Origin of the sequence: Collinsella aerofaciens (genome assembly GCF_040910245.1) — a bacterium.
GTDB lineage: Bacteria > Actinomycetota > Coriobacteriia > Coriobacteriales > Coriobacteriaceae > Collinsella.
The window spans coordinates 1-16,814 of sequence record NZ_JBDGAY010000016.1; the positions used below are offsets into that span (position 1 = coordinate 1).

Genomic DNA, 16,814 nt, shown 5'->3' on the forward strand with positions numbered 1-16,814 from the left:
TGCGGCCTGGCGCCGCGCAACCGCCAGTCGGGAACCTCGATCTCCTCGGTGACGGCATCGCGCCAAGGCAACAAGAGGCTGAAGAACCTGCTCATATTCTCGTGCAACTGCCTTACCCGGACAGAGGGGAGATGGGGCGACTACTACGCTAGGTGCCGAGAGCGGGGCATGCCGCACGGCAAGGCGCTCAAGGCGCTGGCGCGAAAGAGGCTGAAGGTCATCTACGCGATCATGCGGGACAGGGTGCCCTACGCCGCCTAGTCGAAGCGCTCCGAACAGATTGGAGCCCACCGGCCGAAAGGCCTGGCGTTAGCATGTCGCGATTCAATCTCGAAAACAGCATTGCCCAGTTGACAAAACTATAGGAACACCCCCCCTGAGTTGCGGTGAAATAGGGACTGAATAGGCCTTTTAACGGCTTAAACACTCCCTATTTCACCGCAACTTATTGGTGGTTGCTTATTGGTAGCGCAGGCATTCGACTGGATCGAGCTTTGCGGCGCGGCGGGCGGGATAGAAGCCGAAGATGACGCCGATGCCGACGGAGACCGCAAAGGCCAGCAGCACCGTGGCGATCGAAAAACTCGGCGTAATGGTACCGCTGGCGCCGAGCTCGCCAAGCACGCCGGAACCCGCGGCGAACATCGCTAGACCCCAGGCAAGCAGATAGCCAATCAGAACACCCAACAGGCCACCGGTGACGCATAGCGCCGAGGACTCGGCCAAAAACTGCGCGGTGATATCGCGACGGCTCGCACCCAAGGCTCGACGAATACCGATCTCGCGGATGCGCTCGGTCACATTGGTCAGCATCATATTCATGATGCCGATACCGCCCACGAGCAGAGAAATGCTGGCGACAGCGCCCATGATGAGCGAAAACGCGCCCATAAAGGAATTGAGGGCGTCGATGGCGCTTTTCATGGAGGTTGCCGATACACTGTCGTACTCATCATCCTCCGCGATGCCCTTCATTGCGCGCACCTTGGATTCAATCGTCTTGCACAGCTCATCCACGTCTGTACCCTCGGTGGCGAGCGCCGTTACGCTGGGAAACGACGGATTCTCGTCGCCAAAGAGGCCGGAAATGGTCTCGCGCGGCATGTATAGCGTGAGCGAGCCCATTGAGTCGCTACCGCCATCAATCACGCCGACAATCTGCACCTCGCCGTTGGAGATCTTAATGGTCTTGCCCACCGCGTCCTGTTCGTTGCCGTACAGCTGATCCGCGCCGCCGCGGCTGATAAGCGCCACGCGTGCGCCGGATTGGGACTCGGCCTGGGTGTAGGTGCGTCCCGCGACGAGCTTGCTGGCGCCCACCGCGTCGAGCATGTCGCTGTCGACGCCCTGCGCCATGACGGTATAGCTTTTGTCACCGGACTTGTACTCGGTATAGGCGCTGTCCACGATGCCAATCTGCTCGATCTGCGGCACCATTTTGCGAAGCTTCTCAACGTCCGACTCGGTGAGCTCTTGCGACGAATAGATCTGTACCATACGCGCGGCGTTGAGGCCTAGGCTGTTGACCAGGCTGTTTTGGATGCCGCCGATAAGCGAGGTCATGGCAATGACGGAGGCGATGCCAATGACGATGCCCAGGATGGTGAGTAGGCTGCGTCCCTTGTTGGCCTCGAGGGAGTGAAGGGCTTCTTGGATAAGGTCGCGCGCGCTCATGCCTTCACTCCTTTCGTCGGATTGGCGTGTGCGGAAATCGTGGGCAGGTTATCAATGGCGCCGCGCAGGGTCTGCGGCGCGTGCGCGATGTACGCGCCGTCGTGGATCCGGCCGTCGCGAATGGTTACGGCACGGTCGGCCTCGGCGGCGATACCGGGATCATGTGTGATGAGCACGATGGTCTTGCCGCGTTCCTGGAGTTTGTGGAAGGTTTCCATCACGAGCGCTCCGGTGGCGGAGTCCAGGTTTCCCGTCGGCTCGTCCGCCAGGATGATGGGCGGGTCGTTGACGAGGGCGCGCGCGATGGCAACTCTCTGCATCTGTCCACCCGAGAGCTCGGAGATGCGGTGGTCCCAGTGGTCGACCTGCAGCGTGACGGCTTGCAGCGCATGGACGGCGCGCATCTCACGCTGAGCCCGCGGCACGTTGGTGTACGAAAGCGGCAGCATGACGTTTTCGATGACCGATAGGCGCGGCAGCAGGTTAAAGCTCTGAAAGACAAAGCCGATGCTCAGGGCGCGGACTTCGGTGAGCTCGTCATCGTCGAGCTCCGCCACGTTGAGGCCCTGCAGGTAATAATCGCCTGCCGTTGGCTTGTCCAGGCAGCCCAGGATGTTCATGAGCGTTGACTTGCCCGAACCCGAAGGGCCGGTAATAGCCACGAACTCGCCGGGATTCACGGCCAGGCTCACGTTATGCAGGATATGGGCGCAGCCGGCCTCGCTCTCAAAAATGCGATGCACGTTGCGGATGTCGATGACGGGACGCATTACATGCCCTCGTCGGCAGACATGCTACCGGTGTCGCCGCCGTCGGCCGTCATGTCTGCGCCGGTGTCCATGATAAGTGTGTCGCCGTCGCGCAGTTTGGTGACCGGCACGTTAGGGTTGATCTCGTTGCCCTGGTCGTCGCGCTTGACCTGCGTCTTTCCGACCACGGCATCGTTATCGTTTTGCGTCACGACGGTCACCTTTACGCGTCGGGTCTGTTTGCCTTCGCCGTCGGTTGCCACGTTGACGTAATAATGCTCGCCATCCTCGGTCATGAGCGCCATGGTCGGCACCATCACAACGTCGTTGAGCTGTTCAGTCACCACCGAGACCTCGGCGGTCATGCCCGGCTTGAGGCGCGCGTCGGGCGCATCAATCAAAATATCGACGTTAAAGGTCACACTGCCGCCGCCGTTAGCGTCGGAGTTTGCCACCGAAGCGATTGCGGTGACCGTTCCCTGGCTCACGATATCGGGAAAGGCCGGATAGGTAACATTGGCGCTCTGCCCAACGGCGATTTTGGCGATATCCTTTTCACCCACCTGAACGGTGACCTTCATCTTGGAGAGGTCAGCGATCTGCATGCACTGCTTGCCGCCGCTCGTATCGCCTTCGCCCATAATCATGCCGCCCGTCACCGTGGCGCCGACCTTGGCGTTGAGCTCTACGATGCTGCCCGAGCTGGGCGCGGTCACGGTGCGCTCGGCAGCTTTGGCGTTGCCTTGGTCCAGGTTCGCCTGGGCCGAGGCCAGGTTGCGTTGGGCGCTCGAGACGGCACTCGTGTCGGCGGTGCCGCTGACGCCACTCGCGCCTGCCGCATCTGCGTCAGTCGCCGGAGCGGCTTGGGCGGCAGCTACCGCTTTCTGCGCGTTGGCGAGGTCTTCCTTGGCAGCTGTCACCGCGCGCTGTGCATCGGCAACATTGCGATCGAGCTCGTCGTTTTTAATGGTCATGAGCACGTCGCCCTCGTTGACGGACTGGCCGGCTTGCACGTTGATCGATGCCACCGTGCCGTCGACAGAAGGGGAGACCACCGAAGCCGAGATGGGCTTGAGCTGGCCTTTAGCCTCGACGGTGGTCATAAATGTGCCCTCGGTGACCATGTCGGTCACCGGCCCGTTGTTGCCTGCGGGCCGTGCGTTGATGACGAAGGTCACGACAACGGCGATGAGCACAATGGTGGCCACGACGCCTGCCGCAATGCCGCGTCGGATGAGCTTTTTGCGCCGACGCTCGGCACGCTTCGCCTTGAGCTTGGCGTAGACCTCTTCGTCAGAAATCCCGGTTGTATCGCTTATGCTGTCGTTTTGCTGTGTGACGTGCACGGTTGTTATGAGGGGAAGCGTTTCGGTGGCACCCTCGGGCGCTCGCTCGGTATCATTCGGTCCCGGGGTGATGGTGGGGACATTCGACATGGCGTCTCCTTTATAGAAAGTTCCACGATAAGTATATGCGCCCGTCGCGAGTGGCGGGCGCATATGGCGGTATCTTTCGAAACTGTTAGATTGGAGCGTCAGTTCCCCGTTGTGCGAAGGCGTGTTTCCCTACGAGTGCACGACCACGCACAGGCCGACTTTGATGCAGTCATGGAGCGCCTTGGCATCGGCCAGGCGCAGGTTGATACAGCCGTGGCTTCCGCACCATTTGTACGATTCGGCACTATCGAAACTTGAATCGTTTTGCCAGGTGGCGTCGTGGAAGCCGACCATATTGCCCTCGAACGGCATCCAGTAGCTGACCGGGCTCTCGTATTTGGGCTTACCGGTCTCGGGGTCTTTGGCACCGATGAGCTTGCTTGCGCCGTCGTTGCTGTTGATCTGCCACACGCCCTCGGGGGTGGCGTCTTCGCCCGGTTTGCCGGAAATAAAGTTGGCCTCCCACACGATATTGCCGTTCTCGTCGTAGTAGCGCGCGTGCTGCTCGGACAGGTCGACGTCGATATAGGCCTTCCAATCGGGCTCGCCCTTGGCGGTAAACGTGTCGGCCTTCTTGGAGTACGAAATCTCGATATCGCCGGTCTGTTTGTTATTGATGGCGTCCTCAACCTGCTTGGCGAGCGTGTCGCTGTCGATGGACCAGCCAAAGTCGCCGCCCTCGACAGCGCACTCCTTACCGTCGGCGCGTGTCCACCAGCGGGTGGAGCCCACGGTGTTAAAGCCGTTGGCGAGCTCGGCGGCCCAGCTGCTGATCTGCGACGTATCGAGCGTGGGGTTGGCCGGATCGGCAAAGCTGATCCACTGCAGCACCGAGCTGCCGTCCACCTTGCCGGCATCATTGCCGTTGAGCTTAAGGGTCACGTTGACGCCCAGGAAGTTGTTGGCAGCATCGCATGCAGCCTGAATCTGGTCGTTGGTGAGGGTGCCGTTGAGCGGTTCGTAGGCGTCGTTGCCGATCTTGGTGATATCGACATTCTCGGCGAGCGACGCGAGCTCGATCTCGGCATATTTGATGACATGATCGCGGTTGATCTTCTCGTTGGAACGGGCCTTCTCAACGGTGAACTTGCCGGCCTTCTCGTCATAGGAGCTGGCGGCCTCGAAGGTGCCCGAACGGCCCTCGTTGAACTCGTCGATGGCGCTGCCCAGGTCTTCCTCAAACTGCTTTTGGTCAAAGGCATCGGAGAGCATGGACAGGTCGACGTCCTGATCCAAGTCGACCGAGTCGTGTTTGGTGGCGCTAACGGTTTTGCCACCAAGCGACGCGATGAGGCGCGATGGCCACAGCAGCGGCTCGTTTTTGCTGATAATCTCGTGGGCGGCTTCCTCGCCATCGACGATGGGCTCGTCGGACTCGGGCTGGTAGGTCCAGCTAAAGCTGTCGTCCGAAACGGTGAGCTTGTAGTGCTTCCATGCCGAGTTGACCTTGGTGGCTGCCGAAGATGCGTTAGAGAGCGAGATGTCGATGCCGGCGATGGTAGTGTTGGGGTAAGCGACCTGCGAGAACGCCACGACGCCTACGATGTAGACGATCGCGACGAGGCCGAGGACGACAAAGAAGGCCATCTTTCCGCCCGACTTGCTGCTTTTGTTGGTGCGCTTGTCCGCGGGCCCGCGATTGTTTGCCGTGCGCGTGTGCGAAGGGCCCTGCTTGGGGGCGGCACCATGTGCGGGACGCTGCTGATATTGTTGATGCTGCTGGTATTGACGCTGATTCGGGCGCTGAGAGGCATTGGCCGGTCCGTGTTGTTGGGTGTGAGCCGGCGCGATGGGGCGCGGCGATTGGACGCCGCCCGTATGCCTACTGGGCTGTTGCGGATCGGGAATCATGCTGCTGCGGTCGATTTGCGACATCGTATATATTTCCTTCGAGTTTCGCCTTGCGGCTCATCGTGTTTTAACTGGGCTTGCATTATAGCGATTAGCCTGTTGTTTGTGGTTCGGAAACAGTATCAGTTTGGAGAAGTCTGCCTATCCGCATATGCCGCATTTGGCGCAGGCAGATAGCGCTGCCGGGGCTTGGGCGATGCCGCCCTTGGCCGTCTCGCGCAGGGTTGCCGGCAGGGCGTGACCCACCGAGAGCATCACATGCGCCATCTGGTCAAACGGCACCAGGCTTTTGATGCCGGCGAGCGCGAGCTGGGCCGAGCTGAAGGCCGCGGCCACGCCGATGGCATTGCGGTTTTGGCACGGCACCTCGACCAGTCCTCCCACGGGGTCGCAAACGAGTCCCAGCAGATTACTCAGCGCGATGGAGCTGGCGTCGAGTGCCTGCTCGGGGGTGCCGCCGAGCATCTGCACCAGCGCGGCGGCGGCCATGGCGGCGGCGCTTCCTACCTCGGCCTGGCAGCCGCCCTCGGCGCCGGCGACGCAGGCGCTCGTGGTGAGGTTGAGGCCGATGGCGGCGGCGCAGTAGAGGGCGTCCATGACCTGCTCGTCATTGAACTGCAGGTGGTCGGCCAGGGCCAGCACGCAGCCGGGCACGACGCCCGCGGAGCCTGCCGTGGGGGCCGCGACGATCACGCCCATAGTGGCGGAGCGCTCAAGTACGGCCATGGCACGTGCCACGGCTTCGGTCTGTACGGCGCCCATTAAACTGGAGCTAAGGTCGTTGCGGCCGGTGGCATCGACGAGCTTAGCCTCGCCGCCGATAAGCCCGCCGAGCGAGCGCTGCGGATTGGCGATGGGGGCCGTGGTCTCCTCGCGCATGACGTCGAGCACGCGGCGCATGGCGGCGACGGCGTGCGCCTCGCCGGTAAGGCGCCCCTCGCGCACGGCCATGACGGCGCCGATGCTGAGTCCCAGCTCCTCGCACGCGTCGAGCAGTTGCTCGCCGTCGTCGAAGACCTCCTTGGCCGAGACGCCGGGGGAGAGCGATGACGCCGAGCCGGGGAGCTCAATAAAGGTGGCGTAGCCGACGTTGTCGAGTTTGCGCACCATGGGGATGACGGTGTCATCGGGTGCGCCGTCGGTCTCAAAGACGGAGTAGGCCTGGCCGCCCACCTCGGTGCGGTAGGTACGGCAGAAGGCGATGTTCACGTGCGCGTAGGCGAGTAGATTCGTGAGTGCGGCGAGTACGCCGGGGACGTCCTGATGCGCCACGAAGAGCGTGGAGTACATGCCCGAGATGTCGACGCCGACGCCGTTGATGCGGCTGATGCGCATCTTGCCGCCGCCCAGGCTCTCGCCGCGGACCTGCGCCGTAGCGCCCGTGTCGTCGACCATGTCGATATCGACGGTGTTGGGGTGGAGGGAGGCGTCGTCGCCCTTGATGTCAAAGTGATAATCGAGGCTCTGCTCGCGTGCGAGGTCGAAGGCTTGCTTGATATTCTCGTCATCGGTGTCGAGGCCCAGGATGCCCGCGACGAGCGCGCGGTCGGTGCCGTGGCCGCGGTAGGTGTGGGCGAAAGAGTTCCACAGGCCAAAGGTGACCTTGGTGATGCGGCCCTCGAGCAGGCTGGCGGCCACCTGTGCGCACCGCAGGGCGCCGGCGGTGTGCGACGAGCTGGGGCCGACCATGACGGGCCCCAAGATCTCGAATGCCGAGGTCGTAGCTAGTGTTTGCGGCTTGCCTGCCATGGGTGCTCCTTATATCCGTCCCGTCGTTCCGAGGGCTTTAGTATTTGGTCGCCTGCTCGGACAGTCCTGGCTCGCACGGAGGCCACATTAAGTGGCCTCCGGCTCGTGCGGAACTCGCGACCGACCAAATACTAAAGCCCTCGGAACTTAGGATACATGGTTGCGGCGGGCGTGCTGCAAAATTCATCGGCTGGTGACTTATTCCATGTCCTGTGTTGGCTCGTCTTCGCCACCGGTTTAATAAAAAAGAAGTACCGGTTGGGGGCGGTACTTCTTTTTGAAAGCGCGTGTGTTGTTGCGGCCTTAATGGTTCTTAATTAGAGGCCGCAGGCTGCTTTGAGTTCGTTGACTCGATCGGTCTTCTCCCAGGTGAAGTCGGTGTCTTCGCGGCCGAAGTGGCCGTAGGCTGCCGTCTTCTCGTAGATCGGTCGACGCAGGTCCAGGTCGCGGATGATCGCGCCCGGGCGCAGGTCGAAGGTCTTCTCGACGGCCTCGACGATCTTGTCCTCGGCAACATGCGCGGTACCGAAGGTGTCGACCATGATAGACAGCGGCTTGGACACGCCGATGGCGTAGGCCAGCTCGACCTCGCAGCGGTCGGCCAGGCCGGCGGCCACCACGTTCTTGGCGACCCAGCGCGCGGCGTATGCGGCGGAGCGGTCGACCTTGGTGCAGTCCTTGCCGCTAAAGGCGCCGCCGCCGTGACGGCCGTAACCGCCGTAGGTGTCGACGATGATCTTGCGGCCGGTGAGGCCCGTGTCGCCCATGGGGCCGCCCACGACAAAGCGACCGGTGGGGTTCACATAGATGTCGGCGTTGTCCCACGGCATGTTCTCGGCGGCCATGACGGGGGCGATGACGTGCTCGATGAGGTCGTCCTTGATCTTGCCCATGTCCTCGATCTCGGCAGCGTGCTGCGTGGAGATGACGATGGTCGTGACCTCGATGGGCTTGCCGTCCTCGTAGCGCACCGTGACCTGGGTCTTGCCGTCGGGGCGCAGGTAGGGCAGGGTGCCGTCGTGGCGCACGGCGGCCAGGCGCTCGGCCAGGCGGCTCGCCAGGTAGTGCGGCATGGGCATGAGGGTCTTGGTCTCGTTGGAGGCATAGCCAAACATCATGCCCTGGTCGCCGGCGCCAATCAGGTCGATCGGGTCGGTGGTGGCACCGGTCTGGGTCTCGAAGGACTCGTCGACGCCCTGGGCGATATCGGGCGACTGCTCGTGGATGAGGCTCATAACACCGCAGGTATCGCAGTCAAAACCGAACTTTGCGCGGTTGTAGCCAATGCGGCGGATAACGCCACGGGCAATCTCCTGCACGTCGACGTAGGCCTGGGTGCGGATCTCGCCGGCAACGATGACGGTGCCGGTGGTCACGAGGGTCTCACAGGCGCAGCGGACGTTCTCAACGTTGGCGGGCACGCCGTTGGGCGCAATGTAGCCCTGCTCCTGAAGCTCTATTTCTTTAGCGAGGATTGCGTCGAGGACGGCGTCGCTGATCTGGTCAGCGATCTTATCGGGATGACCTTCGGTCACCGACTCCGACGTAAATACAAAGGACCCGTGTTGGGGTGGGATGGAACGAAGTTCTTCTGACATGATTGTCCTTTCAAAAACGTGTCCCGGCGACCGTTACCATTCCGCCGAGCTCTATATGCAAGGGCACATCATAGCGCGTAAATCCAACATTCACACCCTTTCCGCACCTACTCATTGGGGACAGACTTAAATGACCAGCCAGGTGCTCATTGGGTAGTCATTTAAGTCTGTCCCCAATGAGTAGGTCGGTGCCCTTTGTGCGGAGGTCGCTTTGTTGCTTTATACTGATGCGGTTAGACATCCATCCTGCAATCGAGGAGATTTCCATGGCATCAGACGTTCGCGTCCGCTTTGCACCCTCACCCACGGGCAAGCTGCACATCGGCGGCGCCCGCACCGCTATCTATAACTGGGCTTTTGCCCGCGCAAACGGCGGCACGTTCATCCTGCGCATCGACGACACCGACCCCACCCGTTCCACCGACGAGAACACGCAGATCATCCTGCGCGCCATGCGTTGGCTGGGCCTGGATTGGGACGAGGGTCCCGAGGTGGGCGGCGACTTTGGCCCCTACGAACAGACCGAGCGTCTGGACCTGTACAAGCAGGCCGCCCAGAAGCTCTGGGACGAGGGCAAGGCCTATCCCTGCTTCTGCACCAAGGAGCAGCTCGACGCCGATCGCAAGGCCGCCCAGGAGCGCAAGGACCCCTTCCAGGGCTATCAGCGCCGCTGCCGCGATCTTGATCCCGAGGAGGCACGCCGCCGCATCGAGGCCGGCGAGTCCTACGTCCTGCGCATCAAGGTGCCCGAGGACCGCGGCGACGTCGTCATCCACGACGCCGTCCACGGCGAGGTGACCTTCGATGCCAAGGAGCTCGACGACTTCGTCATCTTCCGCTCCGACGGCACGCCCACGTATAACTTCGCGACCGTCGTCGACGACGCCATGATGAAGATCACCCACGTCATCCGCGGCGACGACCATCTGTCCAACACCCCGCGCCAGGTCATGGTCTACGAGGCCCTCGGCGCACCCGTGCCCACGTTCGCCCACATCTCCATGATTTTGGGTGCCGATGGCAAAAAGCTCTCCAAGCGCCACGGCGCCACCTCGGTGGAGGAGTACCGCGACGCCGGTTATCTGTCCGATGCCTTCGTCAACTATCTGGCACTGCTCGGCTGGTCGCTCGACGGCGAGACCACGATCATCCCGCGCGATGTCCTGGCCAGCAAGTTCTCGCTCGACCGTATCTCCAAGAACCCGGCGACCTTCGACCCCAAGAAGCTCGACTGGGTCAATGCCGAGTACATCAACGGCATGTCCGATGCTCAGTTTGCCGACGAGATCATGGTCCCCGAGCTGCACGAGGCGGGTCTCATCGAGGGCAATGTCGAGTACGGCGAGGATTGGATCGATGCACTTGCCGCCATCGTCAAGCCGCGCACCAAGATGCCGGCCGACGCCGTGACCGTCGCCGCCCCCATCTTTGCTACGGCCGAGACGCTCGAGTATGACGAGAAGTCTGTCAGCAAGGGCCTGGCCAAGGAGGGCATGGGCGCCATTCTGGATGCCGCCAAGGCCGCGCTCGAGGGTGTTACCGAGTGGACCGCCGCGAACATCGACGCTGCGCTTGAGCCGCTGCCCGAGCAGATGGACCTCAAGAAGCGCGTGGTGTTCCAGGCCGTGCGCGTCGCCGTTTGCGGCAACATGGTGAGCCCTCCGCTGGGCGAGACCATGGCGCTCGTCGGTCGCGACGACTGCCTGGCGCGCATCGACCGCGCCCGCACGATGGCGCTGTAGCAGCTGCGTAAACGCATGTATTCGAGCCCCGTTCACCCGAGCGGGGCTCTTGTTTCTAAAGACGTATGGGATGGGAGGTGCTGGGGCCATGGCCGAGCAACTGTCGCTGTTTGGTTCGCCGGAACCGGAGGAGACTCCGGCGGCGCCGGCACCCGCTGCCGCCCCGGTCAAGCCCGAGCCTGCATCTGATCCCATTGCCGTCTACACGAGCGTGGTTCTCGACATCCCCACCCGTGCGCTGTCCGAACCGTTTGCCTACGGCATTCCCGAGTCCCTTGCCAACGAGGCCCAGGTCGGCTCCACCGTCCTAGTCCATTTTGGCAACCGTGCGGCCGCTGGATACATCCTCGACATCGCGCCCGAGCTGGCCGACCTGCAAGGTAACGACGCTCTCGATTCCGCGCGCATCAAGCCTATCGAGGCTATCCTCAGCAAGCCGCTCTTTTCCGCTGAGGCTGCACGCATTGCGCGCTGGATGAGTCGCGAGTACGTCGCAACGCTTTCCGAGTGCCTGCGCCTGTTCTTGCCCCCGGGTGGAAGCCCGCGCGTGGTCAAGGGCAACGACGGCGTGTGGACCGTTGAGCGCCCCGCCGTCAAACCCATCCAAAACCGCTGGGTCATGCTCACGCCCGAGGGTTTCGACTACACGCCGCCCAAGACCGCCGTTCGCCAGCGCCAGCTCATCGAGGCTCTCCAGTGCGGCCCGGTCACGACGCGCGACCTCAACCTGCTCTACAGCAGCATGTCGGCGACCATTAAAGCGCTCGAAAAACGCGGCGTCGTGGTTGTGGAGGAGCGCCGCGCCTGGCGTGGCTGCAGCGAGCAGACCACGCTATCCTCGGCGAGCGGCAAGGCCCCGATGGCACTTACCAACGGCCAGCTGCAAGCACTTGCACAGATTGAGCGCGCCCGCTTGGATGCCCATGGCGATGTGGTGCTGGTCGATGGCGTTACCGGTTCCGGCAAAACCGAGGTCTACCTCTCGGCGATTGAGCGCGTACTCGCGGCCGGCCGTTCGGCCTGCGTGCTCGTGCCCGAGATTTCGCTGACGGCCCAGACTGTCGGCCGCTTCCGCTCGCGCTTTGGCGAGACGGTCGCTGTGTTCCATTCGCGTCTTTCTGCTGGCGAACGTCTGGACCAATGGGATATGGTCGCCAGCGGTGCGGCCCGCGTGGTCGTGGGCGCCCGTTCGGCGCTCTTTTGCCCGCTCAGCGACTTGGGCCTCATCATTATCGACGAGGAGCACGAGACCAGCTACAAGCAGGGTTCCAGCCCACGCTACCATGCGCGCGAGGTGGCTGCCGAGATGGCGCGCCGCTATCGGTGTCCGCTCGTCTTGGGCTCGGCCACGCCTTCTGCCGAGGCCCTCGACCGCTGCCGCCGCGGCACGTATAACGGTGCCACCTGGACGCGCGTCGAGATGCCCGAGCGCCCGGGACACGCCGTGTTGCCTGCGGTTCGCATTGCCGATCTGCGCCGTGAGTTCGCACACGGCAGCCGCTCCATGTTCTCTAAACCGCTGATGGAAGGCCTGGAGCGTGTGGTCGAGCGTCGCGAAAAGGCCGTGTTGCTGCACAACCGCCGCGGCTTTGCTCCGTTTCTTATGTGCCGTGAATGCGGCTGCGTGCCAACCTGCAACCACTGCTCCACCGCGCTCACGTACCATGAGCGCACGCACACGCTGCAGTGCCACACTTGCGGATCGTCCTGGCGCGTGCAGCCCTATCCGGCGCCCACGAGTCGCTGTCCCAAGTGCGGCAGCCGCTACCTGGCAAAAATGGGGCTGGGCACACAGCAGATCGAGGACGCACTGCACCAGATGCTGCCCGACGACGTCGCCATCATTCGCATGGACGCCGATTCCACGCGCGGCAAGGATGCACACAAAAAGCTGCTCGAGCAGTTCGATGCTGCCGATTGCGCGGTGCTGCTGGGTACCCAGATGATCGCCAAGGGCCTCGACTTTCCCGAGGTCACGCTCGTGGGTGTGGTCAATGCCGACTTTGCGCTCAAGCTGCCCGATTTTAGAGCAGGGGAGCGCGCCTACGATCTGCTGGAGCAGGTTGCGGGCCGCGCCGGCCGCGGCGATCGCCCCGGTGAGGTTATCATCCAGACCTACCTGCCCGATGATCCGGTCATTCGCGCCGTCGCCGAGCACGACCGCTCGATCTTTACCGACTACGACCTGGACCAGCGCCGCGACGCCCTGTATCCGCCGTTCGTGCGCCTGTCCAACATATTGGTATGGTCGACGAACGCGGATGTCGCGCGGGACTACATCGGTCGCATCGCGAAGTTCCTCAAGCGTCGCTGGCATGCCGCCGCGCCCGATTTTTTGCGGCAGGGGGGTGCCGTGCCCCAGGTGCTTGGTCCGGCTTCGTGTGTAATCGAGAGAGCCAAGGACCGTTACCGCTTCCATCTGCTTGTGAAGTCGCCGGTAGGGTACCATGTCTCTGATGATATCGACGCCTGCCTCAAAGAGGTGGGCTCCGCGCGTGGCGTGAGCGTGAGTGTTGACGTCGACGCTTATGATTTGATGTAACAACCCGAAAGGATGGCCATGGAAGCCAACGGAATCGTACTGTCGCCCGACCCTCGTCTGCGCCAGGAGTGCGCCGTCATCGAGGAGATCACCCCGGCGATCGAGGCGCTTGCCGAGAAGATGAAGAAGATGATGTTCGAGAACGGCGGTTGCGGCCTTGCCGCCCCGCAGATCGGCGAGCTCATCCAGCTTGTCACCATCGACTGCGACTATAGCGACAAGAACGACTATGACCCGTACGTGCTCATCAACCCTGTCATTGTTGAGCAGAGCGACCATCTGGTGCCGTTTAGCGAGGGCTGCCTGTCCATTCCCGGCATTAGCTGCGAGATCGAGCGTCCCGATCACGTTGTCGTCGAGGCGTACGATCTGGATGCCAACCTGATTCGCTATGAGGCCACGGGCGACCTGTTCTGCGTGTGCCTGCAGCACGAGATCGATCACCTGCACGGCAACACCATGTTCGAGCGACTTAAGCCCATGCAGAGGCTCAAGGCCGTCAAGGAGTACCAGGACGCCCTGGCCCGCGGCGCTCGTCCGGGCGAGACGGAGTAGGTCCCACCGTCCCCTTCCGCCGCAGGGCTTAGGTTTTGCTCCATGCTCAAACAGTCCTGCTCGCACGAAGAGCACATTAAGTGCTCTTCGGCTCGTGCGGAACTGCGCGTGGAGCAATAACCTAAGCCCTGCGGCGGAAGGGGACTGCGTTTTCGTGCTCCTTTTCGCCCGGGTGCCGTCGGGCCAGGGAAGGGCGTCTTCGCTGATAATTGCTTTGTTGGAAGAGCTGCTTTTATTGCGGCTCTTTCTTTGGTTTTGGGTATATTTGTTCTTGTTGAATTGTTATTGCGGATGGGCTGGGTACTTGGCTTTCTGCTGTTATTTGTAGCCGTCTCGGCTTTGGTTGAGGGGAGACGTTCTTTATGCGTATTGTGTTTATGGGTACGCCCGATTTTGCTGTGCCTTCGCTGACTTCGCTTGTTGAGGCTGGGAACGAGATTGTGCTTGTCATTACTCGTCCCGATGCTGTTCGCGGGCGTGGTAAAAAACTGGAGCCTTCTCCTGTTAAGGCCAAGGCGCTTGAGCTTGGCCTGCCCGTTGTTGAGGCTAATCGTATGACGCCGGAGGTTGTTGAGGCGCTCAAGGCTGCGGATGCCGATATTTTCTGTGTGGCTGCCTATGGTTGCATTTTGCCTGATGAGGTGCTGCATATGGCGCCGCTTGGTATTGTGAATGTTCATGCTTCGCTGCTGCCTCGTTGGCGTGGCGCTGCTCCTATTCAGCGTGCCATTCTTGCTGGTGACGAGGTTGCTGGCGTTTCCATTATGCGCATTGGGCATGGCGTGGATACGGGCGCTTATTGTGCGCAGGCCTCGACCTCGGTTGCCGGTAAGCATGCCGAGGCGCTCACGATGGAGCTTGGTGAGCTTGGCGGTAAGTTGCTTGCCGATACGCTTCCATCGCTTGCCGATGGCTCGGCTGTTTGGACCGAGCAGGATGAGTCCCTCGTCACGCATGCTGCCAAGATTTCCAAGCAGGAGATGCGTCTGGATCCGAAGATGGCGGCGCTCGATTGCGTGCGTCATGTGCTTGCTTCGTCCGATACCGCGCCTGCCCGTTGCGTGATTGCCGGTAAGTCGGTTCGTGTGCTCGATGCTGCGCCGGCTGATGTGTCGCTTGGCGAGGGCGCTGTTGCCGTCAAGAGCAAGCGTGTTTACCTGGGACTTTCCGATGGCGCGGTTGAACTGCTCGAGGTTAAGCCCGATGGCAAGCGTGCCATGGCTGCTTCTGCCTGGGCTGCCGGCCTGCAGGGCGCCGAACTTAGGTGGGGTGTACTGTCATGAGCAAGTTGTCTCCCGCGCGCAAGCTTGCGCTCGATGTGTTGATGGAGGCCGATCGCCGCGGTATGTACGCACGTGACGTGTTGTCTTCCCGCGCTTCCGCCAAGGCCATTGACCAGCGCGATTCCGCTTTTGCCGCGCGTTTGGCGCTCGGTGTTGCCGCCACGCAGGGCATTTTGGATGAGTTGCTCGATCAGTTTTTGGATAAGCCCAAAAAGGTCGCGCCGCGCGTTCGCATGGCGCTTCGCATCTCGGCCTTCGAGATGCTCTACCTGCATACGCCGGGCCGCGTTGCCGTGAGCCAGGGTGTTGAGCTGGTGCGCAGCGGTGCTAAGTCTGCCGCGGGCCTGGCTAACGCGGTGCTGCACAAGGTTGCGGACAACGTGGAGGATTTTGCCACGGCATCTGACGTGGATGAGTCCGAGCGCCGTTTGGTTCGCCTTTCGCGTTTGATGGGTCTTCCTCGTTGGCTGTGCGCTCGTATTATGGCCTCGTTCGATACGCCCGAGGGCGCGCTCAACTTTGCCGGTAATCTGGCCCCCGCGCCGCTTGCACTGCACGAGAATGCGTTTGCGACCAAGGCCGACCCGTATATCTCGCAGCTCGTTGCGCCTGTCTTCCCGGGCTGCCATGCTCCGGTCGATGCACAGGTCACGGTTGCATCGGGCGTGTTTGAGCGTGCTGCCGCGGTTGCCTCCGACCTTAACGCCCAGCTTATCGCTACTGCCGCGACACGTCCCGGTCGCTGCCTGGAGATTGGCGCCGGTCGCGGCACCAAGACCTATGTGATGATGTGCCAGGCCAAGCGCGCTGGGTACGAGCATCAGCATACCGCGCTCGATCTGCACGATCGCAAGTGCGATCAGAATCTCGCGCGCCTGCATAAGGCGGGTATTACGGGTGTACGTACGGTCTCGGGCGATGCCTGCGAGCTCAATGAGGTGCTCACGTCCTTTGACGCGATTCTTGGCGAGCCCGCCCTGTTCGACACGGTGTTTATCGATGCGCCGTGCTCTGGCACCGGCACCATGCGCCGTCATCCCGAGATACCGTGGCGTCTGACCGAAAACGACGTTACGACTGAGCTGCCCAAGCTACAGCTGACGATGCTCAAGGAAGCAGCCGCGCGCGTTGCTGCCGGCGGTGAGCTTATCTATGCCACCTGCTCGGTTTTTGATGAAGAGAACACGCAGGTCGTGGATGCCTTCCTGGCCTCTTCCGAGGGCGCCGGCTTTATCGTGGCACCGCTCTCCGAAGCCCAGATTCTGCAGCTCCCCGAGTACGACCACGCCAAGAGCCTCGTCACTCTCCGCCAAAACCCTCGAGGCCTCTTCCAAAGTGTCCCCGTAAACGCCGACTCCTACGACGGTCACTTCTGCGCCCGCCTGGTCCGCAACTAATACGGTACCCGAGGGTTGATTCGCTTGCCATGAAATGGGCCTATCTACTACGTTTGGCCGGTTACCCTCAACCATGCCGTTTTTCATGAAATCAAAACCGCAGGTAGAAGGCTTATCGATTTTGCAAAAACGCAGGTGTGCTCGGACTATAGGGGCCAAACGTAGTAGATAGGCCGTTTTCGTGGCGCAACCCCAGACCAGTTGCTTGGGCGTGGGACATTCCTGGAAAAAATTCGGC

General features: G+C 61.9%; 12 protein-coding genes. 6 read left to right on the plus strand and 6 right to left on the minus strand.

The annotated features are described in order from the left end of the window. A partial coding sequence (locus AB5Z20_RS06620; RefSeq protein WP_368156718.1) for a transposase occupies positions 1-261 on the plus strand: 261 nt, incomplete at its 5' end. Between the two features lie 198 nt (positions 262-459). Here AB5Z20_RS06620 and AB5Z20_RS06625 read toward each other — a convergent pair. The 6 genes from AB5Z20_RS06625 to metK all read right to left on the minus strand — a co-directional run bounded on the left by AB5Z20_RS06625 (position 460) and on the right by metK (position 9,057). Next, positions 460-1,674 carry an ABC transporter permease gene (locus AB5Z20_RS06625; RefSeq protein WP_368156719.1) on the minus strand — a complete coding sequence of 405 codons (1,215 nt, stop codon included), beginning with the start codon at positions 1,672-1,674 and terminating at the stop codon, positions 460-462. Beyond that, positions 1,671-2,444, minus strand: a complete 774-nt coding sequence (locus AB5Z20_RS06630) for an ABC transporter ATP-binding protein (protein ID WP_368156720.1) — start codon at positions 2,442-2,444, stop codon at positions 1,671-1,673. Before AB5Z20_RS06630 ends, AB5Z20_RS06625 begins: the two co-directional genes overlap by 4 nt. Next, complete coding sequence (locus AB5Z20_RS06635) at positions 2,444-3,859, minus strand: efflux RND transporter periplasmic adaptor subunit (RefSeq protein WP_368156721.1); 1,416 nt, start codon at positions 3,857-3,859, stop codon at positions 2,444-2,446. The genes AB5Z20_RS06630 and AB5Z20_RS06635 overlap by 1 nt, the downstream gene beginning before the upstream one ends. A gap of 129 nt (positions 3,860-3,988) precedes the next feature. After that, positions 3,989-5,734 (minus strand): L,D-transpeptidase, encoded by a 1,746-nt coding sequence (locus tag AB5Z20_RS06640; RefSeq protein ID WP_368156722.1) that lies wholly within the window; start codon positions 5,732-5,734, stop codon positions 3,989-3,991. Between the two features lie 117 nt (positions 5,735-5,851). Continuing rightward, entirely contained in the window at positions 5,852-7,459 is a 1,608-nt protein-coding gene (sdaAA, locus tag AB5Z20_RS06645; RefSeq protein WP_368156723.1) for an L-serine ammonia-lyase, iron-sulfur-dependent, subunit alpha, read from the minus strand. Positions 7,460-7,776: 317 nt separating this feature from the next. Beyond that, positions 7,777-9,057, minus strand: coding sequence for a methionine adenosyltransferase (metK, locus tag AB5Z20_RS06650; protein WP_368156724.1), 1,281 nt, complete (start codon positions 9,055-9,057; stop codon positions 7,777-7,779). Between the two features lie 266 nt (positions 9,058-9,323). Between metK and gltX the strand changes: the two genes are divergently transcribed. The 5 genes from gltX (at position 9,324) to AB5Z20_RS06675 (ending at position 16,576) form a co-directional block, all read left to right on the plus strand. Beyond that, the gene (gene gltX / locus AB5Z20_RS06655; RefSeq protein ID WP_368156725.1) at positions 9,324-10,799 is read left to right on the plus strand and encodes a glutamate--tRNA ligase; all 1,476 of its coding nucleotides are present in this window, start codon (positions 9,324-9,326) and stop codon (positions 10,797-10,799) included. An 88-nt stretch (positions 10,800-10,887) separates the two neighbouring features. Continuing rightward, positions 10,888-13,341, plus strand: a complete 2,454-nt coding sequence (priA, locus tag AB5Z20_RS06660) for a replication restart helicase PriA (protein WP_368156726.1) — start codon at positions 10,888-10,890, stop codon at positions 13,339-13,341. 18 nt (positions 13,342-13,359) lie between these two features. Further along, a complete protein-coding gene (def, locus tag AB5Z20_RS06665; protein WP_148331380.1) occupies positions 13,360-13,896 on the plus strand; it encodes a peptide deformylase in 537 nt (178 codons plus the stop codon). 362 nt (positions 13,897-14,258) lie between these two features. Beyond that, positions 14,259-15,179, plus strand: a complete 921-nt coding sequence (fmt, locus tag AB5Z20_RS06670; protein ID WP_368156727.1) for a methionyl-tRNA formyltransferase — start codon at positions 14,259-14,261, stop codon at positions 15,177-15,179. Next, positions 15,176-16,576 carry an RsmB/NOP family class I SAM-dependent RNA methyltransferase gene (locus AB5Z20_RS06675; protein ID WP_368156728.1) on the plus strand — a complete coding sequence of 467 codons (1,401 nt, stop codon included), beginning with the start codon at positions 15,176-15,178 and terminating at the stop codon, positions 16,574-16,576. Before fmt ends, AB5Z20_RS06675 begins: the two co-directional genes overlap by 4 nt. Positions 16,577-16,814: the final 238 nt, after the last annotated feature.